Origin of the sequence: Streptomyces canus (genome assembly GCF_030815415.1) — a bacterium.
GTDB classification, from domain to species: domain Bacteria; phylum Actinomycetota; class Actinomycetes; order Streptomycetales; family Streptomycetaceae; genus Streptomyces; species Streptomyces canus_F.
Window position 1 is genome coordinate 1200450 of record NZ_JAUSWW010000001.1, and the last position, 25054, is coordinate 1225503.

Annotated in this window: 24 protein-coding genes and 2 pseudogenes; 13 read left to right on the plus strand and 13 right to left on the minus strand. The window is 71.5% G+C overall.

Annotated features, from left to right (window positions below; translation table 11 throughout):
• Positions 1–43: 43 nt before the first annotated feature.
• Entirely contained in the window at positions 44–847 is an 804-nt protein-coding gene (locus tag QF037_RS05585; protein WP_307022412.1) for a maleylpyruvate isomerase family mycothiol-dependent enzyme, read from the plus strand.
• A gap of 1 nt (position 848) precedes the next feature.
• Here QF037_RS05585 and QF037_RS05590 read toward each other — a convergent pair whose 3' ends face one another.
• A complete protein-coding gene (locus QF037_RS05590) occupies positions 849–1826 on the minus strand; it encodes an endonuclease/exonuclease/phosphatase family protein (protein ID WP_307022414.1) in 978 nt (325 codons plus the stop codon).
• Positions 1827–2008: 182 nt separating this feature from the next.
• On the opposite strand from QF037_RS05590, the gene QF037_RS05595 reads away from it, so the two are divergent.
• On the plus strand, positions 2009–2698 hold the full coding sequence (locus QF037_RS05595) for a DUF6882 domain-containing protein (protein WP_307022416.1): 690 nt from the start codon (positions 2009–2011) through the stop codon (positions 2696–2698).
• Positions 2699–2712: 14 nt separating this feature from the next.
• On the opposite strand, the gene QF037_RS05600 is transcribed toward QF037_RS05595, so the two are convergent.
• On the minus strand, positions 2713–3096 hold the full coding sequence (locus QF037_RS05600) for a barstar family protein (protein WP_307022418.1): 384 nt from the start codon (positions 3094–3096) through the stop codon (positions 2713–2715).
• Between the two features lie 86 nt (positions 3097–3182).
• Here QF037_RS05600 and QF037_RS05605 point away from each other — a divergent pair, with 86 nt between their 5' ends.
• A complete protein-coding gene (locus QF037_RS05605; protein WP_307022419.1) occupies positions 3183–3548 on the plus strand; it encodes a hypothetical protein in 366 nt (121 codons plus the stop codon).
• A 24-nt stretch (positions 3549–3572) separates the two neighbouring features.
• On the opposite strand, the gene QF037_RS05610 is transcribed toward QF037_RS05605, so the two are convergent.
• A complete protein-coding gene (locus QF037_RS05610) occupies positions 3573–4334 on the minus strand; it encodes a PIG-L family deacetylase (RefSeq protein ID WP_307022421.1) in 762 nt (253 codons plus the stop codon).
• Positions 4335–4510: 176 nt separating this feature from the next.
• Complete coding sequence (locus QF037_RS05615) at positions 4511–5539, minus strand: saccharopine dehydrogenase family protein (protein WP_307022423.1); 1029 nt, start codon at positions 5537–5539, stop codon at positions 4511–4513.
• A gap of 118 nt (positions 5540–5657) precedes the next feature.
• Between QF037_RS05615 and QF037_RS05620 the strand changes: the two genes are divergently transcribed.
• The gene (locus tag QF037_RS05620; RefSeq protein ID WP_307022425.1) at positions 5658–6602 is read left to right on the plus strand and encodes a helix-turn-helix domain-containing protein; all 945 of its coding nucleotides are present in this window, start codon (positions 5658–5660) and stop codon (positions 6600–6602) included.
• On the opposite strand, the gene QF037_RS05625 is transcribed toward QF037_RS05620, so the two are convergent.
• The gene (locus QF037_RS05625; RefSeq protein WP_307022427.1) at positions 6594–8309 is read right to left on the minus strand and encodes an IlvD/Edd family dehydratase; all 1716 of its coding nucleotides are present in this window, start codon (positions 8307–8309) and stop codon (positions 6594–6596) included. The genes QF037_RS05620 and QF037_RS05625 overlap by 9 nt on opposite strands.
• A gap of 47 nt (positions 8310–8356) precedes the next feature.
• Here QF037_RS05625 and QF037_RS05630 point away from each other — a divergent pair, with 47 nt between their 5' ends.
• From QF037_RS05630 to QF037_RS05640, 3 genes are read left to right on the plus strand one after another with little or no spacing between them, the layout of a single operon-like run.
• Positions 8357–9175: an IclR family transcriptional regulator gene (locus tag QF037_RS05630; RefSeq protein WP_307022429.1), complete on the plus strand. Its 819-nt coding sequence runs from the start codon at positions 8357–8359 to the stop codon at positions 9173–9175.
• 28 nt (positions 9176–9203) lie between these two features.
• Positions 9204–10064 (plus strand): fumarylacetoacetate hydrolase family protein, encoded by an 861-nt coding sequence (locus QF037_RS05635; RefSeq protein WP_307022431.1) that lies wholly within the window; start codon positions 9204–9206, stop codon positions 10062–10064.
• A 10-nt stretch (positions 10065–10074) separates the two neighbouring features.
• Complete coding sequence (locus tag QF037_RS05640) at positions 10075–11088, plus strand: zinc-dependent alcohol dehydrogenase (RefSeq protein ID WP_307022433.1); 1014 nt, start codon at positions 10075–10077, stop codon at positions 11086–11088.
• 107 nt (positions 11089–11195) lie between these two features.
• Here the strand turns inward: QF037_RS05640 and QF037_RS05645 are convergent, their stop codons facing one another.
• Positions 11196–11459: a GlsB/YeaQ/YmgE family stress response membrane protein gene (locus tag QF037_RS05645; RefSeq protein WP_307022435.1), complete on the minus strand. Its 264-nt coding sequence runs from the start codon at positions 11457–11459 to the stop codon at positions 11196–11198.
• 231 nt (positions 11460–11690) lie between these two features.
• Between QF037_RS05645 and QF037_RS05650 the strand changes: the two genes are divergently transcribed.
• Positions 11691–12428 (plus strand): hypothetical protein, encoded by a 738-nt coding sequence (locus QF037_RS05650; protein ID WP_307022437.1) that lies wholly within the window; start codon positions 11691–11693, stop codon positions 12426–12428.
• 173 nt (positions 12429–12601) lie between these two features.
• Here the strand turns inward: QF037_RS05650 and QF037_RS05655 are convergent.
• Positions 12602–12952: pseudogene (locus QF037_RS05655) on the minus strand (gamma-glutamyl-gamma-aminobutyrate hydrolase family protein); the annotation flags it as partial.
• Between QF037_RS05655 and QF037_RS05660 the strand changes: the two are divergent.
• Positions 12928–13470, plus strand: a pseudogene (locus tag QF037_RS05660) (cytochrome P450); the annotation flags it as partial. The pseudogenes QF037_RS05655 and QF037_RS05660 overlap by 25 nt on opposite strands.
• A 15-nt stretch (positions 13471–13485) precedes the next feature.
• On the opposite strand, the gene QF037_RS50895 reads toward QF037_RS05660, so the two are convergent.
• Positions 13486–14307, minus strand: coding sequence for a methyltransferase domain-containing protein (locus QF037_RS50895; protein WP_373463669.1), 822 nt, complete (start codon positions 14305–14307; stop codon positions 13486–13488).
• Positions 14308–14393: 86 nt separating this feature from the next.
• Positions 14394–14984, minus strand: a complete 591-nt coding sequence (locus QF037_RS05670; protein WP_307022439.1) for a TetR/AcrR family transcriptional regulator — start codon at positions 14982–14984, stop codon at positions 14394–14396.
• 137 nt (positions 14985–15121) lie between these two features.
• On the opposite strand from QF037_RS05670, the gene QF037_RS05675 reads away from it, so the two are divergent.
• The gene (locus QF037_RS05675; protein ID WP_307022441.1) at positions 15122–16057 is read left to right on the plus strand and encodes an NAD(P)-dependent oxidoreductase; all 936 of its coding nucleotides are present in this window, start codon (positions 15122–15124) and stop codon (positions 16055–16057) included.
• A 29-nt stretch (positions 16058–16086) separates the two neighbouring features.
• Positions 16087–16341 carry an EF-hand domain-containing protein gene (locus QF037_RS05680; protein ID WP_307022443.1) on the plus strand — a complete coding sequence of 85 codons (255 nt, stop codon included), beginning with the start codon at positions 16087–16089 and terminating at the stop codon, positions 16339–16341.
• Between the two features lie 7 nt (positions 16342–16348).
• Here the strand turns inward: QF037_RS05680 and QF037_RS05685 are convergent, their stop codons facing one another.
• The 3 genes from QF037_RS05685 to QF037_RS05695 form a co-directional block, all read right to left on the minus strand.
• Positions 16349–17026 carry a response regulator transcription factor gene (locus QF037_RS05685; protein WP_307022445.1) on the minus strand — a complete coding sequence of 226 codons (678 nt, stop codon included), beginning with the start codon at positions 17024–17026 and terminating at the stop codon, positions 16349–16351.
• Positions 17023–18261, minus strand: coding sequence for a sensor histidine kinase (locus QF037_RS05690; RefSeq protein ID WP_307022447.1), 1239 nt, complete (start codon positions 18259–18261; stop codon positions 17023–17025). Before QF037_RS05690 ends, QF037_RS05685 begins: the two co-directional genes overlap by 4 nt.
• A 94-nt stretch (positions 18262–18355) precedes the next feature.
• Positions 18356–20563, minus strand: a complete 2208-nt coding sequence (locus QF037_RS05695) for an MMPL family transporter (RefSeq protein WP_307022449.1) — start codon at positions 20561–20563, stop codon at positions 18356–18358.
• A gap of 305 nt (positions 20564–20868) precedes the next feature.
• On the opposite strand from QF037_RS05695, the gene QF037_RS05700 reads away from it, so the two are divergent.
• Positions 20869–21405 (plus strand): hypothetical protein, encoded by a 537-nt coding sequence (locus QF037_RS05700; protein WP_307022451.1) that lies wholly within the window; start codon positions 20869–20871, stop codon positions 21403–21405.
• Positions 21406–21645: 240 nt separating this feature from the next.
• Here QF037_RS05700 and QF037_RS05705 read toward each other — a convergent pair whose 3' ends face one another.
• Positions 21646–22560: a LysR family transcriptional regulator gene (locus tag QF037_RS05705; RefSeq protein WP_307022453.1), complete on the minus strand. Its 915-nt coding sequence runs from the start codon at positions 22558–22560 to the stop codon at positions 21646–21648.
• Between the two features lie 154 nt (positions 22561–22714).
• On the opposite strand from QF037_RS05705, the gene QF037_RS05710 reads away from it, so the two are divergent.
• Positions 22715–25015 carry an FdhF/YdeP family oxidoreductase gene (locus QF037_RS05710; protein ID WP_307037001.1) on the plus strand — a complete coding sequence of 767 codons (2301 nt, stop codon included), beginning with the start codon at positions 22715–22717 and terminating at the stop codon, positions 25013–25015.
• Positions 25016–25054: the final 39 nt, after the last annotated feature.

The window sequence follows — 25054 nt, forward strand, 5'->3', positions numbered from 1 at the left end:
AATCCGCGTTGAGCGGGAGTCCGGTCCGTCTTACGGTGGCTCGGTGAGTGATGTGGAGCACGACGTCTACTGCACCGAAATCGGCTCCCGGGCCGACGAGTTGCGCGCGGCTGTGCGGTCCGCCGAGGCGGGGCCGGCCGCGACGCCCGTCCCCAGCTGTCCCGGGTGGAGTCTCACCCAGCTCGCCCGGCATGTCGGGGGAACCCATCGGTGGGCGGCGCGGATCGTCCGTGGCCGGGCCACCGGTCCCGTCGCCCACGACATGGTGGACGATGTCTACTCGCCCGGTCCCGAGTCCGCCGCCGACCTGGACGCCTGGCTCGCCGAGGGGGCGGCGGAGCTGACGGGTGCCCTGCGCGAGGCCGGTCCCGATGCTCCGGTGTGGACCGTCGCGCCGAGTGGTGTCGCGGGTTTCTGGGCCCGGCGGATGGCCCATGAGACGACCTTGCACGCCGCCGACGCCGCCTTCGTCACGGGCGCCCCCTTCGCCGTACGGGAGGAGCTGGCGCGGGACGCCCTGGACGAGTGGATGGGGTTCGGCGCGCTGCCCCGGGTGCTGGAGGCCGCCGGGCCCGACGCCCCGCCGCTCACCGGACCCGGCCGCACCCTGCACCTGCACGCCACCGACGCGCCTCACGCCGAATGGCTGGTGGACCTCACGGGCGTGCCGATCACCTGGAGCCACATCCACGCGAAGGCCTCGGTGGCGGTACGCGCCCCGCTCACCGACCTCGTTCTGCTGCTCTACGGCCGCCGCACCCCGGCCGACCCGTCGGTCGAGGTGTTCGGGGACGGCGATCTGCTGTCCCTGTGGCTGGAGCGCTCCGGCTTCTGGCTCCGCAAATAGGTCAGGGCGCCGGGATCCCGAACTCCACCCACAGCGGGAAGTGGTCCGAGATGTGCCAGGACAGCTCGCCCAGCATCCGGTCGCCGCGCAGCTCGGGCACGAAGTCGAGGTGCCCTCCGGCCAGGGCTTCCAGTGTCAGCACCGGTCGGCGCTTCTGCCCCTTGGTGAACCACGCGATCTGGTCGTAGAAGTGTTCGGCGCCCGGGTCGTCGAAGATCGTGCGCGGCAGGCCGTCCAAGGAGGGGGCGGGGACCAGGCCGGTGGAGGTGAAGGCCTGGAAGAGAGGGTCGCCGGCGCGGTCGATGTTGAAGTCTCCCAGCGCGATGAGGTTGTGGTCCCAGCCGAACTCCTGTTCCGCCCAGGAGGCCAGCCACCGCGCGATCGCCCGCAGTTCCGGTGCCCGATCGGTAGCCTTGTCGCCGTACAGGACGTGCAGGGTGACCAGGGTGAACGTCTGGCCCTGGGAGAGGAAGCTGACCGCGTAGGGCGTACGGGCGAACTGTTTCTCCAGATCGGTCGCGGGAACGCCCGCGTCCTCCTCGATGGGCACCACCAGCTCGCAGGCCAGTCCTGACGGCTTCACCCTGCGGGTGTCGAACAGGAACGCCAGCCGTTCGCTGTTGCCCGCGCTGCCCCGTGTCACATCGGTGAGGATGAACGCCCAGTCGTCGCCGAGGACCTTCAGCAGATAGCGCAGGGAACGCAGGTTGCCGCGCACCTCCTGCACCGCCACGACGTCGAACCGGCGGACGACCGACGCGATCAGGTGGATGTCGGTGAAGTTCCGCTTCGGCGAGGCGCCCTCCGGGGTGGTCCAGGCCTTGGTGAGGTCGGAGAAGGCGCGCAGGTTCCAGGTCGCGATCAGCAGGTTGGTCCCGTCGTCCTTCGCCGGTACCGCTCCGTCGAGGAACGCGTCCCAGCGTTCGACCCGTTCGAGCACCCGTTGGGGCGGCGCCAGGATGTCGGCTTCGGCGGGCACAGATCCTCCTCGACGCTGGGAGCAGAGCGTTTCGAGCCTGCGAGATCGCGCACCGGGGAGCAAGAGGCCGTTGCGGTGACGCGCCTCGTCCGGCCGAACCCGGCGAGCGGCGGGTCCGGGCTTCTCCTTGGCCGGGCCGACCCCGTTCGAGGTGTGGTCCGGCGGTTTCATAGGGTCGGGGCATGGTGAGCGAATTCAGCGAGGCGTTCCTGCTCGAGGCCGAACGACATGCCGCGTGGGGCGCGGCCCAGCTCGATGCGCTGGGCGCGTTCCTGCCCGAGGGGCCGTGGACCGCCGATCTGCCCTCCTGCCTGTATCGGCAGGGGGAGCTGGAGCTGCGGGTGGCGGTGCTGGGCACGTACGACATGGAGCAGCGGTCCTGGATGTGGGGCTGGGCCAATCCTGGTCTGCGGGGCACCGAGGTGGTGGCGCTGACCGGCGCGGTCCGGCGGTACGGGCGGGTGCACGGGATCACCGAACTGACCGAGGACATCGTGCCGTTGTCCGGGTTCGCCGATCCTCGGCGGGCCGCCGAGATGCTCGCCTTCACGGGGATGGGGGTGGCCGAGGCGCCCGGGTACATCGGCGTTCCGGCGGGACCGGCCACTCAGGTCTACTTCCTGCCCGACGACGCCCGGGTCCCCCGTGCCGGCCTGGACCCGGTCACGCTGCCCCGGACGCTGCTCACCGGAGCGGGGCTGATCGGGTACTCGGCCCGGGAGGTCGTCGGCGGCTACTTCGATCACCACGGTGTGCCCCGGAGTTCCGAGGGCGACCGGACCGTCGCGGACCTGGGCGCCGGCAACGCGGTCGAGGTGGGCTTCGACGCGGTGGGGCGGATCTCGGGGGTGCAGGTGAAGGTTCTGCCCTGAGCGGCCGGGGGCGGTCAGCACAGGCGTAGCCCGCCCGGATGCTCGTCCTCGATGATCCCGACCAGCCAGTCGAAGACGGTGGGCCCGCGCCCGGCGCGGGCCTGAGCCAGTTCCGCGCTCACGGAGGGCCGGTTCGTCGGGTGGCAGCGCGCGAGCCGGATGTCGAGCTGCCGTGCGGTCTCGGGGTGGCCGAGGTGACGGCGGGACGCCTCGTGGTCACGCCACTCGATCACGTAGTCGCCGTCCTCCGGCGTGCCGTAGCCGCCTCGGAGGCAGTCGGCGAAGGCATCGAGGTTGCGGCCGAAGTATCCGTCGTCGCCGATGCTCTCCCCGACAACGCGCCAGAAGTTCTCCAGCGTGGTGATCTGCGAGCCGTCCAGTACGTAGGTGGTTGTCACGCCCCGGACAATACGTGCCGTTCGGTGAGCGCCCTCGTGGGACGCATCGACTGCGAACCCTCGGGAGCGGCAGGCAAGATGGCCTCATGACCAAAACATCCGGATCGTCGACACAGCGCACCGACTCGAACTCCTTGTTGTCCCTGTGGTCGCAGGACTCGGTGCTGTCGATCGGATCCGTGGGGTCTGTGCTGTCCATCGGGTCGGTCGGCTCGGCCTTGTCCGTCGGATCGATCGGGAGCGCGCTGTCCGTGGGATCGATCGGGTCGGCGCTGTCGCTGGTCTCGTTCGGGTCATGGCTGAGCACGGGATCGTGTCTGTCCGCGCAGTCGCGGTGGTCGGTGCTGTCCTGGCGTTCGTCACGCACCTTCCGCTCTGCCGGCGTACTGGGGTTGGTGGGCGTGGCCGCACTGTTGGCGGCTCAGCGGTCGCGGCACGGCGAGCGGTCGTGACAGAGGAGTCCGCCGCCGGGGGTCTCAGGACGTCAGTTCCGTCTGTGCCGCTCCCGTGGAGACGGGGTTGTGGCGGATGTACCACTCCGTCGACAGCAGCAGTTCACGGTCGGCTGCCGGGAGGGCGGCGATCAGGCCCGGGGCAGCCCCTCGGGTCACCTCGGTGCGGTGGGCGAGGACGGCGGCGATCTTCTGCTCCAGCCAAGGGCGGACATCGACCGCCGCGGTGACGCGCTCGTCGGGAACGGTGTACATGGCCTTGCCCGTCGGGGCCCAGTGGTCGCCCCACACCGCCATGGCGGAGTGCGGATGCGTGGCCATGTACATGGCTCTCGTGTGCCAGGGCTCGCCGGCGTCGGGGTAGAGGCGTTCGAGGCCGGCCGCCTCGAGCGCGAGTGCCGTGACCCGGTGGGTGTGGACATGGTCGGGATGGCCCGTCAGGCCGCCGTAGGCATCGTGGGTGATGACGATGTCCGGTCGGAACTCCCGGATGTGGGCGACCAGTTGACCCACCAGGTCGTCGAGTGGCGCATCGCAGAACCGTGGGCTGCCCGGGGCCGAGTGAGGAGCACGCGCGTCGGCGTGGCCGAGCATCCGCGGGGCGCCCGCACCGAGGATGCGCAGCGCCTCGGCCAACTCCGCTGCGCGCGGGGTGTCTTCCGCCCAGGTCGCCGTGACGACTGCGGTGCGCGCGCCGGCGGACGCGTGGCGGGCGAGTACTCCGCCCGCCGACAGGGACTCGTCGTCGGGGTGGGCGAAGACGGCGAGCAGGCTCGGCACGGGCACGGTGATCACCTTCCGAGGCGAGTGGTCGGTCGGATCGGGGACGGTGCGACTCGGTTCCTCCCCTGTCACCCTGCGCTCCTCCCGACGCCCGCCACGGCCCGCTCGCCGCTCACGGTGGGGACAGCTTCGCACATCAACTTCCTTGCTCGTGGCCCCAGTTCCGGTCGCCGTTAGCGCTACGGGCGCAGCTCGACGGTGATGTGCGGCGACAGGGCGCGCAGGAAGTCGGGGGCGTCGAAGATCTCGCCGGCGGAGGCGACCCCGACCGTCCTGGTCCGGCCGGTGAGGATGCGGTGGACCGCCTCGACGGCGAGCGGTGCGGTGACGGCGTAGATGTCCCGGCCGCGGGCGACGGCGCGCCGTTCGGTGCCGCCGGAGCGGACGACGGCGTCGACGAGGAAGGTCTGGTCGGAGCGCCCGTCGTCGGTCACGGTGGGCGCCGGTGTGTCGGAGGCGGCGAGTTCCCTGGCCGCCTCGGTCGCCATGTGGGTGCTGACCTCGGGGATGGACAGATGGCTGGGGATGGTGACGACGTCGGCCATCGTGAACTCCCCCATGACGTCCCGGATGCCCATCGGCTCGGGGAAGTGCCACTTCAGAACCGTCGGCTGGTCGTCGTGGTACGCCAGCCGCCCCTTCGTGTAGCGCACGCGCTGCCCGCCGCGTCGGCCGTGGGAGACCTCGCCCGCGGCCCGGGTCCCGGCGGTGGGGTGCCAGCTGCTCAGCCCGTAGGCGATGTGCGCCTCGTCGGCCGTCGTCCAGTCGCCCATCGCGGCGGTGGCCAGGAGGTCGCCGAGGCCGCCGTAGAACGCCATCGCGGGGACGATCACGGCTCTCGCCGCCCGGGCCCGGTCCGCGAAGACAGTGAAGGTGTCGACGTTGGCCTCGATCTCGGCGGCCACGTCCACGTAGGGGATCCCGGCGCGCAGGGCCGCCTCGATCACGGGGGCCGCGGTGGTCGCGAAGGGACCCGCGCTGTTGATCACGGCGTCCGCGCCGACCAGGGCGCGGTCGAGGGCGGCGGTGTCGTCGACGGAGGCGGGCCGGACGTCGAGGCCGGGGAAGGAGGCGGCCAGCTGGCGCAGCTTGTCGGCGTCACGGCCGGAGAGCACGGGGACGAACCCGCGCTCCAGCAGGTGTGCGACCACGAAGCGTCCGGTGTGCCCGTACGCGCCGTACACCGTGACCGTCTGTCCCGATCCCATGAGATCTCCCCTGTGTGCGACTGATCAACGGTGTGCGCTGATCGACTGAGACCATCCTGCCGAGTTCGTACGCCCTTGCGTGAGTGTCCGGAACGACGTGCCCCGTACACTTTCGGACATGGCCTCTCTCGCGCTCGCCGTCACCGACGGAATGCTGCACTTCGAACTGTCCATGGCCTACGAGGTGTTCGCAGCCGCCCCGGTCGGCGTGACCGTCCCCTGGTACGACGTCACCGTCTGCGGTTCCGCCGCCGTGCGGGTGGGCCGGTTCCGCCTCGAGCCCGATCAGGGGCTCGACGGGCTCCGGCATGCCGACACCGTGATCGTGCCGGGCTGGGCGGACGTCGACGTGGACCCGCCCGCCGAGCTGGTCGCCGCGGTGCGCGCGGCCCATGAGGCGGGCGCCCGGGTGGCGTCCCTGTGCACGGGGGCGTTCGTGCTGGCCGCCGCCGGTCTGCTGGACGGGAAGCAGGCGACCACGCACTGGGCGCACACCGACGTGCTGGCCGCCCGGCATCCGCACATCGACGTGGATCCGGACGTGCTCTACGTCGACAACGGCAGCGTGCTCACCTCCGCGGGCAAGGCCGCCGCGATGGACCTGTGTCTGCACCTCGTCCGGCAGGACCACGGCTCGGCCGTCGCCAACGCCGTCGCCCGCCGCTTGGTGGTGCCACCGCACCGGGCGGGCGGCCAGGCACAGTTCGTCGCCGCCCCGGTGCCGACCCGCGACGACCATCCGCTCGGCGCGCTGCTCCCCTGGGTCCTCGAGCGGCTCGACCGGCCGCTGACCGTGGAGGACCTGGCCCGTCAGGCCCGGATGAGCTCACGCCACCTGGGCCGCCGGTTCAGGGAGACGACCGGCACCACCCCGCTTCAGTGGCTGCTCACCCAACGCATCCGCCGCGCCCAGGAGTTGCTGGAGGCCACCGACGACAGCGTCGACGCCATCGCGACAGCCACCGGCATGGGCACCGCCACGACCCTGCGCCGCCACTTCAACCGCACGGTCGGCGTGCCCCCGGACAGCTATCGCCGCACCTTCCGCGCTCGCTCAATGTGACTCACGGCTGACCTCGGACCCGCTGGAGCCGACGAGGAAGTCGAGGTCGGCCCCGGTGTCGGCCTGCAGGACGTGGTCGACGTAGAGCCGCTCCCAGCCGCGTCGGGGAGCGGCGAAGCCGTCGACCGTGGCCTGGTCGGGCGTGCGGTGGGCGAGTTCGTCGTGCGGTACGTCGACGTCGATACGGCGGGCCTCGACGTCGAGGGTGATGAAGTCGCCCGTGCGCACCAGCCCCAGCGGACCGCCCGCCGCGGCTTCGGGGGCCACGTGCAGGACCACCGTGCCGTACGCCGTGCCGCTCATCCGGCCGTCGCAGACGCGGACCATGTCACGGACCCCCTGTTCGAGGAGTTTCTTCGGCAGCGGCATGTTGGAGACCTCGGGCATCCCCGGGTAGCCCTTGGGTCCGCAGCCGCGCAGGACCAGGACGGAGTCGGCATCGACGTCCAGGTCGGGGTCGTCGACACGGGCGTGGAAGTCCTCGATGGAGTCGAAGACGACCGCGCGGCCACGATGGCGCAGCAGGTGCGGGGAGGCGGCGGCCGGTTTGACGAGGGCGCCGTCCGGGGCGAGATTGCCGCGCAGGACGGCGATACCGCCCTCGGCGACAAGGGGTTCGGCGCGGGGGCGGATGACGTCGGCGTCCCAGACGGTGGCGTCGTCGAGGAAGCCGACCAGGGGTTCGCCGGTGACGGTCAGCGCGTCGGGGTCGAGCAGGTCGCGGACTTCGCGCAGGACCGCGAGGAGTCCCCCGGCGCGGTGGAGGTCCTCCATGAGGAAGCGGCCGGCGGGCTGGAGGTCCACCAGGACGGGGACGCGCGAGCCGATGCGATCGAAGTCGTCGAGGGTCAGGTCGATGCCCAACCGGCCCGCGATCGCGAGGAGATGGACGACCGCGTTGGTCGAGCCCCCCACCGCGGCCAGCGCCACGATCGCGTTGTGGAAGGACCCCTTGGTCAGGAAGGTGCCCGGCCGCCGGTCGGCGGCGACCATGTCCACCGCCAGCCGCCCGGTGTGGTGCGCGGCCTCCAGGAGACGGCTGTCGGGGGCCGGGGTGCCGGCCACGCCGGGCAGTACCGTGCCCAGCGCCTCGGCGACCAGCGCCATCGTCGACGCGGTGCCCATGGTGTTGCAGTGCCCGCGGCTGCGGATCATCGAGGACTCGGAGCGGACGAACTGCTCCTGGGAGAGCGTGCCCGCCCGGACCTCCTCCGACAGCCGCCACACCCCGGTGCCGCAGCCCAGCAGGCCGCCGCGGAAGGTGCCGTTGAGCATCGGGCCGCCGGGGACCACGACCGCGGGCAGGTCCACCGAGGCGGCGGCCATGAGCAGCGACGGAATCGTCTTGTCGCAGCCGCCCAACAGGACGACGCCGTCCAGGGGGTTGGCCCGCAGCATCTCCTCCGTGGCCATCGCGGCCATGTTGCGCCAGAGCATCGCGGTCGGCCGCACGTTCGTCTCGCCGAGCGACACGACCGGCAGGTCCAGCGGGATGCCGCCCGCCTCGTAGACGCCGTTGCGCACCGAGGCGGCGACCTCGTCGAGGTGTGCGTTGCAGGGGGTCAGGTCCGAGGCGGTGTTGGCGATGGCGATCTGGGGCCGCCCGGTGAACGCGTCGGCGGGCACGCCCCGGCGCATCCACGCCCGGTGGATGTAACCGTTGCGGTCCTGACCCGCGTACCACTGTGCGCTGCGGAGCCTCACCATGGGGTCCCTTCCAATAGTCGGTACGTCGGTCTACTGTTCGGAACGCGATGAAGCCTACGCAGACGGACGACGGACCGACAGACCCCGGCACGGACGGCGCGACCGGCGTCGACGGCGGCCGGCTCGTGGGTTCGGACCGGGTGCTCGCGGTCCTCAAGGAGCTCGCCCGCCATCCCGGCGGCGTGGGGCTGGAGGAGCTGACCCGGGTGATGGGGAGCCCCAAGCCGACCGTGCACCGAGCGCTGGGGGCGCTGCGGCGGGCCGGGCTGGCCGACCAGGACGCGCGCGGCCGTTATGTGCTGGGGGACGAGTTCCTGCGGATGGCGTTCGCCCACCACGAGGCACGGCCCGATCATGTCCGGGTCCGGCCCGTGCTCGACGCGCTGGCAGGCCGGTTCGGTGAGACGGCGCACTACGCGGTGCTCGACGGCCATGAGGTCGTCTACCGCGCCAAGTTCGACCCGCCCACCGGTGCCGTACGGCTCACGTCGACGATCGGCGGGCGCAACCCCGCCCACACCACCGCCGTCGGAAAGCTGCTGCTCGCGCGGGAGTTGACGTCCCTGGAGGAGGTCGAGGCATGGGCCGGGGCCCCGGGCGGCCTGAATCGCCGTACGCCACGGAGTCTGTGCGCGGCGGCCGATCTGCACCGTGAGCTCGCGGCCACGCGGGAGCGCGGGTACGGCGTCGACGACCAGGAGAACGAGACCGGGGTCAACTGCCTTGCCCTGCCGGTCTATCTCACCTCCCCGACGGCCCCCTCCGGAGCCGTGAGCATCAGCGCGCTCGCCTACCGGACGCCGCTCGCCTCCCTCGTCGACGCGCTCGACGAGATCCGTGCCCTGCTGAACGAGCCGAACGGCTGAAGCCCCCTCACCCCCTGGAGACAGCCCCGTGTACCTCATGCGCATCGGTGCCCCCGGCGCCGAGAAGCCCGTCGCCCGCGTAGACGACGACACGTACGTCGACCTCTCCGATGTCGTCACCGACTTCGACGAGGCGTTCTTCGGTTCGGGCGGCCTGGACCGCGTCCGTCCCGTCGTGGCCGAGCGGACGGCGGCGGGGCGGGTGTCCCGCTTCGCCGGGGAGCGGGTCGGCGCCCCCCTCGCACGTCCGCACCAGATCCTGTGCATCGGGCTCAACTACCGTGACCACGCCGCCGAGAGCGGCATGGCCGTGCCCGACGAGCCGATCCTGTTCACCAAGTCGCCCAACACGCTGATCGGCCCCCACGACGACGTGCGCATCCCGCGCGGTTCCTCCAAGACCGACTGGGAGGTGGAGCTCGGCATCGTGATCGGCCGGCGCGTCGGCTACCTGGATTCGGTGGCGGAGGCCCGCGACGCCATCGCCGGGTATGTGGTCGTCAACGACGTCAGCGAGCGCGGCTTCCAGCTGGAGCGCGGCGGGCAGTGGGCCAAGGGCAAGTCCGCGGAGACCTTCAACCCGGCGGGGCCGTGGCTGGCCACGGCCGACGAGATCGACGACGTCCTCGCACTGGACATGTGGCTGGACGTCAACGGGGTACGGCGGCAGACCGGCAACACCAAGACGATGATCTTCGACCCGTACTTCATCGTGCACTACCTCAGCCAGTTCCTCGTCCTGGAACCCGGCGACCTCATCAACACCGGCACCCCGCCCGGCGTCGGCATGGGACTCACCCCGCCCGTGTATCTCCAGCCGGGTGACGTGATGGAGCTGGGCATCAAGCAGCTCGGCACACAGCGCCAGCACGTGCTCGGGCCCCGGTGAGCGGCTCTCGATGCGCGCTTTCGTACTGACCGGCCCCGGCACCTACGAGGTCCAGGACCTCCCGGCGCCGGTGGCCGGACCCGGTGAGGTCGTCGTCGACGTCGAGCGGGTCGGCGTGTGCGGCACCGACGTGGAGTTCTTCACCGGCGAGATGGCCTATCTCCATCAGGGACACGCCGCCTACCCGATGCGCCTCGGCCACGAGTGGTCCGGCCGGGTCACGGCACTCGGCGACGGCGTCGACCCCGGCCGGCTCGGACGCCGGGTCATGGGCGACACGATGCTCGGCTGCGGCACCTGCCGTCGCTGTCTGCTGGGCCGCGGGCATGTCTGCGAGAAGCGCCAGGAGGTGGGTATCCGCGGGGCCCGGGCGGGGGCGCTGGCGGAACAACTCGCCGTCCCCGCCTCCTCGTTGCACACCCTGCCCGACTCCGTCGACGCCGTACTCGGAGCGCTCGTGGAGCCGGGCGGGAACGCCCTGCGCGCCGCACGGGCCGCCGCGCCGCGTCCCGGTGACCGGGCCCTCGTGCTGGGCCCGGGGACGATCGGCCTGCTGGTCGCGATGTTCCTGCGGGCCGCCGGTGCCGAGGTGCACCTGATGGGGGTCACCGACAGCTCCCTCGCCTTCGCCCGCGACCTGGGCTTCGCGCACGTATGGACGGAAGGGAACCTGCCGGACCTGCCGTTCGACTCGGTCGTGGACGCCTCGACCGCCCCTCATCTCCCCAACCGTGCCCTGGAGTTGGTCGAGCCGGCGGGCCGTGTCGTCTACATCGGGCTGGCCGGCGAACCCGCCCGCCTCGACCATCGCACGCTCCTCCTCAAGGACGTGACGGCCGTGGGCGTGCTGTCCGCCTCCCCGGGGCTCGACGCGACGATCAAGGCCTACGCCGAGGGGTCGGTGGACCCCAGACCGCTGGTCGCCGCCACCGTGGGGCTCGACGAGGTCGGCCCGGTGCTCGCCGGTGAGCGTCCGGCGGGCGCCGGGCCGGGTCCGAAGATCCACGTCGACCCGCACCAATGACTCGCTCGGCGTGAACATCCCGGCGTCGTGAGGGGCCGCACCCACCGCGGGTGCGGCCCCTCACTGTGCGCGGCGGACGGTCGACGGAGCCCTTCCGACGCCTTCCGTCAACGGCGCAGCTTCACCTTGCTGAGCGCGGCGACACCGAGAGCCGCGAGCGCTATCTGGATGAGCCATTCGACCCAGTCGACGCCGTCGGTGTCGGCGACGTCCAGGCCCGAGGCGATGCCGGTTCCGATGAACGCGGCGACGATACCGATCGCGATCGTCCACAGCACACCGATGCGCTGACGGCCAGGAATGACGAGCCGTCCGAGCACACCGATCACTATGCCGATCACGATCGCGCTGATGACACCTGATATCTCCATGAGCGGTATGCCCCCTCACTCGTTGGTGACATACGAGTGCCCGTTCGAGCCGATGCCACGCAGATCCGTTTCACGGCTTCGAAATCGGCTGCGGGCAGGGCCGGTCAAGGCATACCGTCCCGCTGTGCGTTGATCTCCCGGGCGGCGGCCGAGTGCCGCCGTGGACGGTACGGGCGCCCCGGCTGCGGGGCCGCCCCCACAGCCATGCCACCGGCCTCCTGGAGATCACCCATGCCTGCTCCGCGCCCCCTCACCTACGACTCCTTCGTGCAGCTCGCCCTCGCCGACCCCGCCGTCGTCGGCCTGGTCCTCAAAGGCTCCCGCGCCCATGAGGGTATGGTCACCGAGCACTCCGACCACGACCTGTACGTCGTTCTCGCCGACGGCGCGACCACGGATCTCACCCGGTTCCAGGGCCACCGCACCGCCGGGCTCGATCTCGTCGTCATCCCGCTCACCGAGTTCCGCACGGCCGGCATGCCCGGCTTCGAGCGCTACGCCCTCGCCCGCGCCCAGGTCGTGCTCGACCGGCTCGACGGCGGCATCGCGGCGATCCTGGCCGCCAAGGCACTCCTGGACGCCGACGAGGCGTACCGGGACGCGGGCGGCTGGCTCGACGCCTACGCCAACTCCCTCTACCGGTCCCTCAAGAACACGCGCGACGGCCATGGGCTCGCCGCCCGGCTCGACGCCGCCGACAGCGTGCGGTTCCTGCTGGAACTGCTCTTCGCCCTCGACCGCCGCCCCCGTCCCTACAACAAGTACCTGGAGTGGGAACTCGCCCGCCGTCCGCTGCCCGGCTGGGACACCGGCCCGCTCCTCGACGCCGTGGACCGCGTCGCGCGGACCGGCGACGCGGCCCTGCAACGCCGTCTCTTCACCCGCGTCGAGTCGGCGGCCCGGCAGGCCGGGCACGGGGCGGTGCTGGACGCCTGGGGAGCGGACCTGGACCTGATGCGCCCGAGGTGACCGGCCGGTCACCGGCTCACTCGTTGTGCAGCACCTCCGCGATCGCGAGGCCCGCGAGGGCGAGGCCCGTCAGGACCGGGGTGTGCCAGACGTCGGTCATGTACGAGGGCGCCGCGCGGGATCAGACCGGGCGGCGCCGGTACGGGCGGGACTTCCGGCCGGTAAGCCCCGTGTCATCGACGGGCGGCCCGTACGAGGGCATCGAAGAGGCCCTGTTGGGCGGGGTCCTCGTGGGCGACGTCCTCGGGGTGCCACTGGACGGCGGTGAACCAGCCCTGGGCGCAGGGGAGTTCGAGGCCTTCCACGGTGCCGTCGGCGGCGCGTGCCGTGACCGCCAGTCCCGCACCGAGGCGGTCGACGCGCTGGTGGTGGAAGCGGGACGCCTCGACCTTCTCCACCCCTGTGGCCCGTTCCAGCAGGGTGCCCCGCTGAAGGGCCACCGGGTGCACGACGTGCCGGTGTTCGCCGCCGGGGCCGCCCATGTCCTGCTCCAGGGCGACGTCGACGACCTGGAGGCCGCAGCAGCGACGGGCAGGACCTGGTGTCGAAGCTCGTCAACACGGTCCCGCTCGACGGAATCTCCCTGTCCGCGCAGGACTTCGACAACTACTTCCTGCTCCTGGTGGTGGCCGGCAACGAGACCACCCGGCACACCATCTCCCACTCCATGCCGGCCCTGCCGCAACACCCGGAGCAGCTCGCGAAGTTGAAGGACGACCCGTCCCTGATCCCCACGGCGGTCGAGGAGTTCCTGCGCTGGGCCTCCCCGGTCTATCACTTCCGCCGCACCGCGACCCGGGACGTCGAACTCGGCGGCAAGCGGATCAAGGAGGGCGACCAGGTCGTCATGTGGTACGCCTCCGGCAACCGCGACGAGGCGGTCTTCGCCGATCCCTACGCCCTCGACGTCACCCGGCAGCACAACGACCATGTCACCTTCGGCAAGGGCAGCCCCCACCTGTGCCGGGGCAACCTGCTCGCCCGCACCGAGATCCGCATCATGTTCGAGGAGCTCATCCCGAGGATCGCCGGCATCAACCTCAACTGCCGGTCGAGTTCACCCTGGCCTGACCCACCCGGCCGGCACCGTGCCCGCCGTCAGGAAGAACGTGACGGCGTAGGTGAAGCAACCCGTGCGCGCGGCCTCGTCGAACTGGACCACGAACCGGTCCGCGTCCGCCGCGTCGAGGTGGCCGCGGGCCGCGGCCGTGTGCGCCCACGTGCGCAGGCCCATGACGTGGTCGACCGCCGACGGATCGCGGACGACCAGCGTGCGGGCCTCCACCGTGATGTCGTCGAGGCCACGCGCCGCGAGAAGGCCGCCGTGCCGGTGGGCCAGAGTGCCGTTGCGCAGCAGCACGTCGGCGCGGAAGCGCAGCACCCGCCGGGCGAGGTCCTGGTCGTCGATGTCGAGGACCTGGGTGTCGTAGTCGGGGTCCGCCAGCGCGACCCGGCCACCGGGGCGGACCACCCTCAGCAGCTCGTCCAGCACCCGGCCGGGCTCGGCGACATGCTGCACGACCCGGTCGGCCCAGGCCCCGTCGAACCGCCCTGCGCCGAACGGCAGCCGGTGGCCGTCCGCGACGCAGGCCTGCGCCAGCCCTCGCGCGCGGGCCTGCGCGGCCATCGTCAAGGAGCTGTCGACCGCGACGACTTCGGCCCCCCAACGCGAGCGCAGCGCCTGCGCGGCATCCCCCGTACCCGCTCCGACCTCCAGGAACACTCCGCCCGCCGCGGGGCGCAGCAACTCCTGCAACCGCTGCTTGTAGGCGGCGTAGAACGGCTCCGCGGCCACCCGGTCCAGGACCTGCACCCAGTCACCGGGCCGGGCCTGCGAGTCCACCGACGTGAAGCCATGAGCACCACCGGAATCGTCCATGCGAGCACGCTAATCCCCTGGGCAGTGCCCGCTGACGGACTCGCAGGAACACATGGTCCCCCGCGGGATTTGTGCGGGACCGCTCGTCAGTCGCCCGTCGTCACCGCCGCGTCGAGGAGGGGGCCGAGTTCCCGGGCCACGGTCGTCAGGGCGCGGACGTCCCGTTCGGCCCGGGCGATGAGGAGGGCTCCTTCCAGGCTGCTGATCATGAGCGTGGCGAGGTCCCCGGCCCGTTGTCGTGGTACGCCCATGTCGGACAGCGCCTGTGCCACCGGTCCGGTCCAGGTGGCGAACGCGGCGGACGCGGCCTCCCGCGTGGAGGCGGTGGACTCCGCGCAGTCGATCGTGGCGGCGGCGACGGGACAGCCGCCCGCGAAGCCGTCGGCCTCGTATTCGTCGGTCCATTGCCGCACCATCTCGGCGAACAGCGCGCTGGGCGTCGGCTCGTCCAGGGCTGCCAGGAAACGGGCGACGCGTCTGCCCGCGTACCGGCCCGCCCAGCCGACCGCCTCGTTGACCAGTTGTTCCTTGCCGCCCGGGAAGTAGTGCTGGAGCGAGCCGCGCGGCGCGCCGGCGTGGGCGGCGACCTCGCGCATACCGGTGGCGGCGACCCCGCCGCGCCGGATGAGCTGCGCCGCGCTGAAGACCATCCGCTCGCGCGGTCCTCGTTCGGACATCGTCGTCGGTCTCCTCTTCGTCGCGCGCTTCGACGCTCACCCTATGACCGCTGTCATAACGACGGCTACTATGACCGCTGTCATAGCAGGATTCCGCGCGGCCCGGCTTCGGTGGGGGCCGGGAAAGGCGGCGCATCGTGCACGTCGGTTTCGTCGGCCTCGGGCTCATGGGGCAGCCCATGGCGCTGAACCTCGTCCGCGCCGGGACTCCGCTCGTCGTCTGGAACCGCACGCCCGGGCGTTGCGCACCCCTGCGCGCCGCCGGAGCGGAGGTCGCGGCGAGCGCGACCGAGGTCTTCGACCGGGCGGAGACCGTGATCCTGATGCTGGCCGACGAGGCCGCCATGGACGCGGTCCTGGGACGCGGCACCCCGGACTTCGCCGCGCGCGTCGCCGGGCACACCGTGGTCCACATGGGCACCACCTCGGCCGAGTACTCGCACGGCCTGGAGGACGACGTCCGAGCCGCGGGCGGCCGCTACGTCGAGGCGCCGGTATCCGGCTCCCGTGCCCCGGCCGAGCAGGGCGAGCTGGTCGGGATGCTGGCCGGTGACGACGCCGCCGTGGCGGCCGTACGTCCCCTGCTGGCACCCCTGTGCCGGGAGACGTTCGCGTGCGGTGCCGTACCGGGCGCGCTGCTGATGAAGTTCTCGGTGAACCTGTTCCTGATCACCCTGGTCACCGGGCTGACCGAGGCGTTCCACTTCGCCGACCGGCACGGACTCGACCAGCGTCTGCTCCGGGACGTGCTGGACGCGGGCCCGATGGCCAGCGCCGTCTCCCGCATGAAGGCACCCAAGCTGCTGGCCCGCGACTTCGCCGCCCAGGCGGCCGCCGCGGACGTGCTGAAGAACAACCTGCTGATCGCGGAGGCCGCCCGCAAGGCCGACATCGCCTCCCCGCTCCTCGACGTCTGCCACACCCTCTTCGGCGAGACGGTCGACCAGGGCCACGGCGGTCAGGACATGGTGGCCGTCCTGCACGCGCTCGAGACCCGCACCGCCCAGTCTGTCCCCGGGAACCGGGGGCCGGGGCACAAGCGTGGTGATGAGGGAGTGGAGGGCGGGCCCTGACTCTCCACCGGAGCGAATGAGGACGACCCATGAGTGACAAGGCCCGGATCCTGTTCGAAGCCCTCGACCTCGACCGGAACGGGACCCTGACCCGGCAGGAGGTCATCATCGCCCTGCGGTCGAAGGGGCCGACGCTCGCCGCGTCGGGGGCCCTGCCGCCCTGGGCCGTGGGAGACGCCGACGCCTCCTCCGCACTGTTCGACGCCGCCGACCAGAACGGCGACGCCGTACTGACGCTGGAGGAGTTCGCGGCCGTGGTGGACCGTCGTTTCGGCTGGCGCTGACCCCGCCCTACGAAGCCGTGTGCGGCTTCACCAGACCGCTCTGATAGGCGATGACGACGAGTTGCGCGCGGTCGCGGGCGTGCAGTTTGGTCATGGCCCGCTGGATGTGGCTGCGTACGGTCAGCGGGCTCAGGACGAGCCGTTCGGCGATCTCGGCATTGGATCTGCCGTAGGCGGCCAGGGCCGTGACCTCGCGTTCGCGGTCGGTCAGGGCTTTGACGGCGTCGGGGAGGGCGAGGAAGCCGTCGGTGTCGGGGGTGGCCAGGAAGCGGGTGACGAGGGCCCGGGTGGCGGCGGGCGACAGAAGGGCGTCACCGGCCGCCACGGTACGGATGCTCCACAACAGCTCCTCGGGGCGCACCCCCTTGCCCAGGAAGCCGCTCGCGCCCGCGCGCAGGGCCTTGGCCACGTTCTCGTCGTTCTCGAACGTGGTGAGGATCAGGATGTGGGTGTCCGCCAGCTCGGGCCGGGAGCAGATGGCGGCGGTGGCCGCCACCCCGTCGAGGTTCGGCATACGGATGTCCATGATGACCACGCCGGGCCGGTGCTCGGCGGTGAGGTCGACGGCTTCCTGACCGTCGGCGGCCTCAGCGACCACGGTCAGGTCCTCCACCGAGTCGATGAGGATCCGGAAGGTGGCCCGGAGCAGGGCCTGGTCGTCGGCGAGCAGGACTCGGATGGTCATGTGGCGGGGCTCTCGTCGTGGGTGTGCGGCGGCGGGGTGTCGTGGGAGTCCGGCGGCAGGGCACCGTGGTGGTGGAGCGGCAGGGTGCAGGCGACCTCGAAGCCGCCGTGCGGACGCCGGCCGGCGTGGAAGGTGCCGCCCACGGCCGCAGCACGCTCGCGCATACCGAGCAGGCCGAAGCCGCCCCCGGTGGTGGCGGAGGCCACGGGGCGGTCCGGGGTGGTGTCGTTGGTGACGGTGAGGGTCAAGTAGTGGGGTGTGTAGGCGAGTCGGACCTGAGCGGTGCGGGTGGCTGCGTGCTTGGTGACGTTGGTGAGCGCTTCCTGGACGATCCGGTAGGCCGTCAGGTCGAGCACGGGCGGCAGCGGTCGCCGCTGTCCATCGACGGTGACCGTCACCTCCAGGCCGACCATCGAGCAGGTGTCGACCAGCTCGGGCAGCCGGTCCAGTCCCGGCGCGGGAGTCAGGTCGGAGGTGTCGTTGTCCTGGCGCAACAGCCCTACGGCGGCCTTGAGTTCGCGCAGCGCGGCGGCGGTGGTCTCCGGCAGTTTCGCGAGGATGTCGAAGGCCTGCTCCGGGTGCGTGCGCGCGAGGTGCGCCGCGGTGCCGGCCTGGGCGTCGGCCAGGGTCAGGTGGTGGGCGACCACGTCGTGCAACTCCCGTGCGATGCGCATGCGTTCCTGGATCACGCGGTGCCGTGCCTCCTCCTCGCGCTCGCGGACGGCGTGCTCGGCGCGGGCCACCGCGTACTGCCGGCGCACCCGGACATAGGCGCCGAGGGCCGCAGACAGCAGCACCATGGCCACCGGGTTGACGGTTCCGAGGATCGGTGAGTCACGGAACGACGGAACGAGCAGGCCGGTGACGACCAGGCCCGCGGCAGCGGTGAGCGCGCTGTTCCAGCTGGTGCGGCGCGGCGTCCGCACACTGGTGAAGTACTGCGCGACCAGGAGCGGGACCATCACTCCGGCGGTCAGGAGGTAGCCCAGCGCACCCAGGACGATGGTGCACAGCGTCGTCGCGGCGAGTACCCCCACGGGGCGCTCACGGCGCCAGGGCAGCGCGGCGCAGGCCACGGCGGCGAGCGCGATACCGGACCACAGGGGCGGTGTCCCGGACATCACCGCCCGGGCGGCGACGACACTGGCGACGGTGAGGGCGAACAGCAGCACCAGCGTGGTGGCCTCGACGGCTTGGGGACGGGTCGCCGCCCGCCGCTGCCAGCTGTTGCTCATCGCGCTCCGAGAAAGGTTCGAGGACAGTCATGCTCACACACCACGGACCGCGGTGCCGTCTCGCACAAGGGCGCCGCGGTCCGTCGTACGAGATTCAGATCCGGGCCGGTTCCTGCGGCACCGGCTCGCCGGCCTCGTGCCTCTTCGGCCTGCCGAGTCCGGCGCCCTCCACGTCGACGCGGGGCAGCAGCCGGTCGAGGCGTGCCGGCAGCCACCACGCCTTGTCGCCGAGCAGGGCGAGCACCGCGGGCACGATCGCCATGCGGACGACGAACGCGTCGAACAGCACCGCGACGGCGAGCCCGAAGCCCATGGTCTTGATCATCGACTCCTGGGCGCCGATGAAGCCGGAGAACACCGCGATCATGATGACCGCCGCGGCGGCGACGACCCGGGCACTGTGCCGGAAGCCCGTCACGATCGCCTGGGCGGGCCGGTCCCCGTGGACGTACGCCTCCCGCATCCGCGAGACGAGGAAGACCTCGTAGTCCATCGCCAGGCCGAACACGATGCCCACCAGGAAGATCGGCATCAGGCTCATGATGGGACCTGACTGCTCCACCCCGAGCAGTTCCGCGCCCCAGCCCCACTGGAAGACCGCCACGACCGCGCCGAGCGCGGCCAGCACCGACAGCAGGAACCCGAGTGCGGCCTTGAGGGGCACGAGCACGGAGCGGAAGACGACCAGCAGCAGGATCAGCGCCAGCACGATGATGACGGCCAGATAGGGCACGAGCGCGCCCTGGAGGGCCTGGGCGACGTCGATGTTCATCGCGGTGTTGCCGGTGACCTCGAACGTCGCCCCCGTCTCCCGCTCCAGGTCCGGGCGCTCGGAACGGATCGACTGGACGAGGTCCTTGGTCCTCTCGTCGTTCGGACCGGTGGCCGGCACCGCGGAGAGCAGGGCGGCGTCTCCCGTCTTGTTGAACTGCGCGGGAGAGACGGACACGACCCCGCCGGTCGCGCCGATCTCCTCGGCGATGTCGCTCACGGCTGCCTTGGGTTCGGCGACACCCTTCACATCCACCACGATCGTCAGCGGCCCGTTGAAACCGGCACCGAAACCGTCCGCGAGCGCGTCGTAGGCACGCCGTTCCGTCGAGGAGACAGGCTTGGACTCGTCCCCCGGCATGCCCAGTTCCAGCTGTGCGGCGGGCAGCGCCAGCACACCCAGACCGGCGACGCACGTCACCAGCACGGCCACGGGGCGACGCAGCACGAACCGCGCCCACCGGGATCCGCCGTTGCCCTCCGTCGACGCGGCCGCGGCGCCGTTCTTGCGGGTACGGCGGGGCAGTACGGCGTCGGGCCACATGCCCAGCAGCGCGGGGACCAGGGTGAGCGCGATCAGCACGGCGACGACCACCGCACCCGCGGCGCACAGCCCCATCTTGGCCAGCATCGGAACGCCTATGACGGTCAGGCCGGCCAGGGCGATGACGACCGTGAGACCGGCGAACACCACGGCGGAGCCGGCCGTACCGACGGCGAGGCCGGTCGCCTCCCGCGGCTCGTGTCCGTTGGCGCGCTCCTCCCGGTAGCGGGAGACCACGAAGAGGGCGTAGTCGATACCGACCGCCAGGCCGAGCATCGTGGCGAGCGTGCCGGTGGTCATGGAGAGACCGAAGACGCTGCCCAGGGCCATGATGGCGGCCATGCTGACGCCCACGCCGACGATGGCGGTGAGCAGCGGAAGGCCGGCCGCCGCGAGGGAGCCGAAGGTGATCAGCAGGACGACCGCGGCGAGGGCGATACCGATGGCCTCGGAGGCGCCGCCCGCCCCGGGCTGCGTGGCCAGTGCGGTGCCTCCGGCCTCGACCGTGAGGCCGGAGTCGCGGGCCTCGTCGATGGCCTTCTCCAGCGCGGCCTTGTCGGCGTCGGTGAGATCGGCTGCCTTCACCTTGTACTCCACCGTGGCGTAGGCGGTGGAGCCGTCCTTGCTCACCGCGCCCGCCGTGAACGGGCTGGTGGCGCCGGCGACCTGGGGCTCGTCGGCGGCCTCGGCGACGAGCGACTCGATGGCGGCGCGATGGCCGGCCGCCGTCACCTTCTCCCCGTCGGCTGCGGTGAACACGATCCGCGCATCGGCCCCATTGGCGTCCCCGCCGGGGAAACGCTCCCCGATCAGGTCGAAGGCCTTCTGCGCCTCGATGCCCGGCATGAAGGACGTGCCGTCGTCGGAGGCGGCGGGCGCCTTGGCGGCGCCCAGGCCGAGGGCGCCGAGGACCACGGCCCACAACAGCGCCACGAGCAGGCGCCGCCGGAAGGCGGCCCGGCCCATCCGATACAGGAAGGTAGCCACGAGAAACGGATCTCCAGGTCTGGGTTCGGGTAGATCACCAGCCTGGTCTGACAGGGGCACCGAGACATCGTGCTGGTGCTGGCACTCCCCCTTGGTGGCCCTGCACGAGGCGGGGCGCCCGTCTCCTCCTCAAGGACGAGCGCCGACTGCTGCGTGCGGAGGACGCGGGCCGGGGATGCCGGACCGCGACCGTCGTCAGCGCGACCGCGCACCCACAGCGAGGAGTCCCCCGGTACTCGGGCCTGGCCCTAGGGTGGTGGACCCGTGCCCGCACGAGAACTCACGGAGAACACACCATGCTCCCGATGGACCAGCTCCGGGCACGACTGCGGGAACACGACGACCCCGGTCACCTGGAACGCCCCGCGGACTTCGACCGGGACACTTCACGGCGCTGTTTCGCCCGGCTGCTGAGCGCCCTCGAGGAACGCTTCGGGCCGTCCTGCTCAAGCGGCCTGGGTCAGGACAGCAGTTTCTACGGCGTCATCGATGTCCCGGCGGGCGCGACAGGCGTCGACCGGCCCATGGGGGTCGCGATGAGCAACTTCGGCACCTACTTCGTCACCGCGTTCATGAGGGTTGATGAGGGCTCCCCCGGTGGAGAGGCATGCCCGCCCGAGGAGTTCGTGACGTGGCTCGACGGCGTCTGTACGGCCATGGGGTGCACCTTCATCCCGACCGGGCTGCTTCGTGAACCGTACGAGGGGCCGTCGGTCCTGGCGGCGGCGGGAGACCTGGAACTGGCGGCGGTGCTCGTGGCCGCCGGCCTGGCCGAGGCCGAGGACGACGACGAGGAGCTGGGCAAGTCGGACTGGCACGACCGGTACTTCGACTACATGTGAGGCATCTGCGGCTCCGTCGCTCGCGCGTCTTCGCCTCGGCCGTCCCGAACAGGCAAAGGGAGATGTCCGCCCCGGGGAAGACCCGCTCCCGGGCGGTGGTCTTCCCTGTCGGCCACCCGCATCGACGCAAGGGAGCCGATCATGGCCGAAGCAATCCGGCGGACAGGGGCGGACACCGTCGCGTCCAGCGCCGGGCGGCCCTCCGCCAACCGACCGAAGCAGACGGGATCACCCCGACCTCTACTCGGGCAGCCGCTCCAGCGCCGCCGAGATCCCCGAGCGGCCCACCACATCCATCAGCGCCTGTCCGATCACGGAGACGGGCTCGCGGGCCGGGAGCACCAGGCCGATCTGCTCGGAGCGGACGGGCCGGACCAGCGGGACGGCGCGCATGCCCGCGGGGACGCCGAAGACATGGAGCCAGGCGTACGGGACGATGCTCGCCCATTGTCCGGCCCTGACCTGGGCGAACAGGGAGGCGATCGAGTCGGTCTCCACGCGCGGGGTGACGGAGACACCGACGGTCGCGAACACGGCGTCGAGGATCTGGCGGCCCTGCATCCTCGGGTCGAGCAGGCACAGGGGGTACTGGGCCGCCTCCTCCCAGGAGATGTCCACGGGGCCGGTGTCCGGGGCGGTCCGCTGGGTCAGAAGGACGTGGCGTTCCCGGTACAGCGGGACGAACTTGAAGTCGTGGTCCGCGACCGAGCTCTGGTAGGTCACGGCGGCGTCGAGTTCGTAGGCGCGCAGCCGGGTCACGATGTCCTCGGCCCGCAGGTCGGCGAAGACCTGGACGGTCGCCAGCGGGTTGGCGGCGCAGAACGGCTGGGTCAGCAGCCCCACCGCCGTGGAGGCCGTGGGTACGGTCCCGATCCGCAGGCGGCCGCTGAGTCCGGCCCGCAGCGCCTGGATCTCGTTCCGCATGGCGTCCCGGTCGGCGAGGATCCGCTGGGCCCACAGGACGACCCGCTCGCCCTCCGGAGTGAGCCCGTCGAACCGGCGTCCACGCTGGACCAGGGGGATGCCGAGCTCCTCCTCCAGCTTCCGGATGCCCTCGGACAGGGCCGGCTGGGAGACGTAGCAGGCCTGCGCCGCCTTGGCGAAGTGGCGGACCCGGGCGAGGGCGACGAGGTACTCGAGTTGACGGAGCAGCACCCCTCAATGATCCACCGCACGGGGATCCCGGGCCGACAGCTGTGCGGGTGTCATCGGTACGGCCTATCACGCGATAACAACTACCGCTTTGACCTGGACCGATGCGCTGGCGAAGAGTGAAGAGGAGACCAGCTGGGAGAGGGCGTGGTGCTCGATGCGGGACATCGGCGAACCGGATGAGAGCGAGCTGTCGGTGACGGCTCCCAAGACCTGGGCCGCGGGCACTCCAGGCGTCGTGCACGCCCTGCAGTACGCGCTGGGCCAGACCTCGCCGAAACGCACCGCGCTCACCCTGCTCAACCTCAACCAGACGAAGGGCATCGACTGCCCGGGCTGTGCCTGGCCGGAGCCCGCGCCGGGCGAGCGGCACCTCAACGAGTACTGCGAGAACGGCGCCAAGCACATCAGTGACGAGGCCACGTCCCGGCGGGTGACCGCCGAGTTCTTCCAGCAGCACTCCGTCGACGAGCTGAGCCGTAAGTCGGACTACTGGCTCAACCAGCAGGGCCGGCTGACCGAGCCGATGGTGCTGCGCGAGGGCGCGGACCACTACGAGCCCATCGGCTGGGACGAGGCACTCGAGCTCCTCGCCCACGAGCTGCGCGCCCTGGACCACCCGGACGAGGCGCTGTTCTACACCTCGGGGCGGCTGGCCAACGAGCCGGCGTTCCTGCTCCAGCTGTTCGCCCGGGCCTTCGGCACCAACAATCTGCCGGACTGCTCCAACATGTGCCACGAGTCCAGCGGATCGGCGCTGAACGAGACCCTGGGCATCGGCAAGGGCAGCGTCACGCTCGACGACCTGTACAACGCCGACCTCGTCTTCGTCGTGGGACAGAACCCCGGCACCAACCATCCGCGGATGCTGTCCGCGCTGGAGGAGACCAAGCGCCGCGGCGGCAGTGTCGTCGCCGTCAATCCGCTGCCCGAGGCCGGGCTCATGCGCTTCAAGAACCCCCAGAAGGCGCGCGGCGTCATCGGCCGGGGCACGGCCATCGCCGACCAGTTCCTGCAGATCCGTCCCGGTGGCGATCTGGCCCTCTTCCAGGCGCTGAACCTGATGCTGATCGAGGCCGAGGACAAGGAGCCGGGCACCGTCCTGGACCGGGAGTTCATCGACGCGCACACCACCGGCTACGAGGCCTTCGCCGAGCATCTGCGCGCCACGACGTCATGGGACGAGGTCCTGGAGGCCACGGGGCTGAGCCAGGACGAGATCGAGCAGGTGCACGCACGGGTCCTGGAGAGCCGTGGCGTCATCGTCTGCTGGGCCATGGGCCTGACGCAGCACAAGCACGGTGTGCCCACCATCAGGGAGGTCGTCAACTTCCTTCTGCTGCGCGGCAACGTCGGCCGCCCGGGCGCGGGGGTGTGCCCGGTCCGCGGGCACAGCAACGTGCAGGGCGACCGCACGATGGGCATCTGGGAGCGCATGCCCCAGTCGTTCCTGGACCGCCTCGGCGACGAGTTCCGCTTCACCGCGCCGACGGCGCACGGTCTGGACTCCGTCGACTCCATCCGGGCCATGCTCGACGGACGGGCCAAGGTCTTCCTCGGGGTGGCGGGCAACTTCGTGCGGGCCACGCCCGACAGCGACGTCACCGAGCGCGCCATGCGCAACTGCCGTCTGACCGCGCACATCTCGACGAAGCTCAACCGCTCCCACACGGTGTGCGGGCGTACGGCGCTCATCCTGCCCACGCTCGGCCGCAGCGACCGGGACGTCCAGGCGGGCGGGGAGCAGTTCATGACGGTCGAGGACTCCATGAGCGAGGTCCACGCCACCCGCGGCCGGCTCGCCCCCGCGTCCGCGCGGCTGCTGAGCGAGGTCTCCATCATCAGCCGCCTCGCCCGCAAGGTCCTGGGCTCCGCACCCGAGATCCCCTGGGAGGACTTCGAGGCCGACTACGGTCTCGTCCGCGACCGCATCTCCCGGGTCGTCGAAGGCTTCGAGGACTTCGACGAGCGGGTACGGCGCCCCGGCGGTTTCCGGCTGCCCAACCCGGTCAACGACAAGGTGTTCCGGACACCCAGCGGGAAGGCCGTGTTCAGCGTCAACGACTTCACGATGCTCCGGGCCCCGAAGGGCCATCTGATCCTGCAGACCCTGCGCTCGCACGACCAGTGGAACACCGTCCCCTACGCGATGGACGACCGCTACCGGGGCATCAAGGGCGGCCGCCGCGTCGTCCTCGTGAACTCCGCCGACCTCGCCGACCTCGACATCCCGGACGGCGGCCTCGTCGATCTGGTCGGCGTCTGGTCCGACGGCTCGGAGCGCCGCGCGGACGCCTTCCGTGTCGTCGCCTACCCCACTCCCCCGGGTTCGGCCGCCGCGTACTACCCGGAGACCAATGTGCTGGTGCCGCTCGACAGCGTCGCGGACATCAGCAACACACCGACGTCGAAGAGCGTGATCGTCCGCCTGGAACGACGGCAGACTTCGGCGTCGTAGCCTCGGGCCGAGTTGCCTCTACGACGGTGACCGGCCGCG

Coding starts and splice junctions, on each gene's coding strand:
- QF037_RS05615 (WP_307022423.1), bottom strand. CDS start 5,539: ATGGGATCGGGACAGACGGTCACGGTGTACGGCGCGTACGGGCACACC.
- QF037_RS05700 (WP_307022451.1), top strand. CDS start 20,869: ATGGACCAGCTCCGGGCACGACTGCGGGAACACGACGACCCCGGTCAC.
- QF037_RS05630 (WP_307022429.1), top strand. CDS start 8,357: ATGAAGCCTACGCAGACGGACGACGGACCGACAGACCCCGGCACGGAC.
- QF037_RS05670 (WP_307022439.1), bottom strand. CDS start 14,984: ATGTCCGAACGAGGACCGCGCGAGCGGATGGTCTTCAGCGCGGCGCAG.
- QF037_RS05685 (WP_307022445.1), bottom strand. CDS start 17,026: ATGACCATCCGAGTCCTGCTCGCCGACGACCAGGCCCTGCTCCGGGCC.
- QF037_RS05690 (WP_307022447.1), bottom strand. CDS start 18,261: ATGAGCAACAGCTGGCAGCGGCGGGCGGCGACCCGTCCCCAAGCCGTC.
- QF037_RS05680 (WP_307022443.1), top strand. CDS start 16,087: ATGAGTGACAAGGCCCGGATCCTGTTCGAAGCCCTCGACCTCGACCGG.
- QF037_RS05650 (WP_307022437.1), top strand. CDS start 11,691: ATGCCTGCTCCGCGCCCCCTCACCTACGACTCCTTCGTGCAGCTCGCC.
- QF037_RS05640 (WP_307022433.1), top strand. CDS start 10,075: ATGCGCGCTTTCGTACTGACCGGCCCCGGCACCTACGAGGTCCAGGAC.
- QF037_RS05605 (WP_307022419.1), top strand. CDS start 3,183: ATGACCAAAACATCCGGATCGTCGACACAGCGCACCGACTCGAACTCC.
- QF037_RS05625 (WP_307022427.1), bottom strand. CDS start 8,309: ATGGTGAGGCTCCGCAGCGCACAGTGGTACGCGGGTCAGGACCGCAAC.
- QF037_RS05645 (WP_307022435.1), bottom strand. CDS start 11,459: ATGGAGATATCAGGTGTCATCAGCGCGATCGTGATCGGCATAGTGATC.
- QF037_RS50895 (WP_373463669.1), bottom strand. CDS start 14,307: ATGGACGATTCCGGTGGTGCTCATGGCTTCACGTCGGTGGACTCGCAG.
- QF037_RS05620 (WP_307022425.1), top strand. CDS start 5,658: ATGGCCTCTCTCGCGCTCGCCGTCACCGACGGAATGCTGCACTTCGAA.
- QF037_RS05595 (WP_307022416.1), top strand. CDS start 2,009: ATGGTGAGCGAATTCAGCGAGGCGTTCCTGCTCGAGGCCGAACGACAT.
- QF037_RS05710 (WP_307037001.1), top strand. CDS start 22,715: ATGCGGGACATCGGCGAACCGGATGAGAGCGAGCTGTCGGTGACGGCT.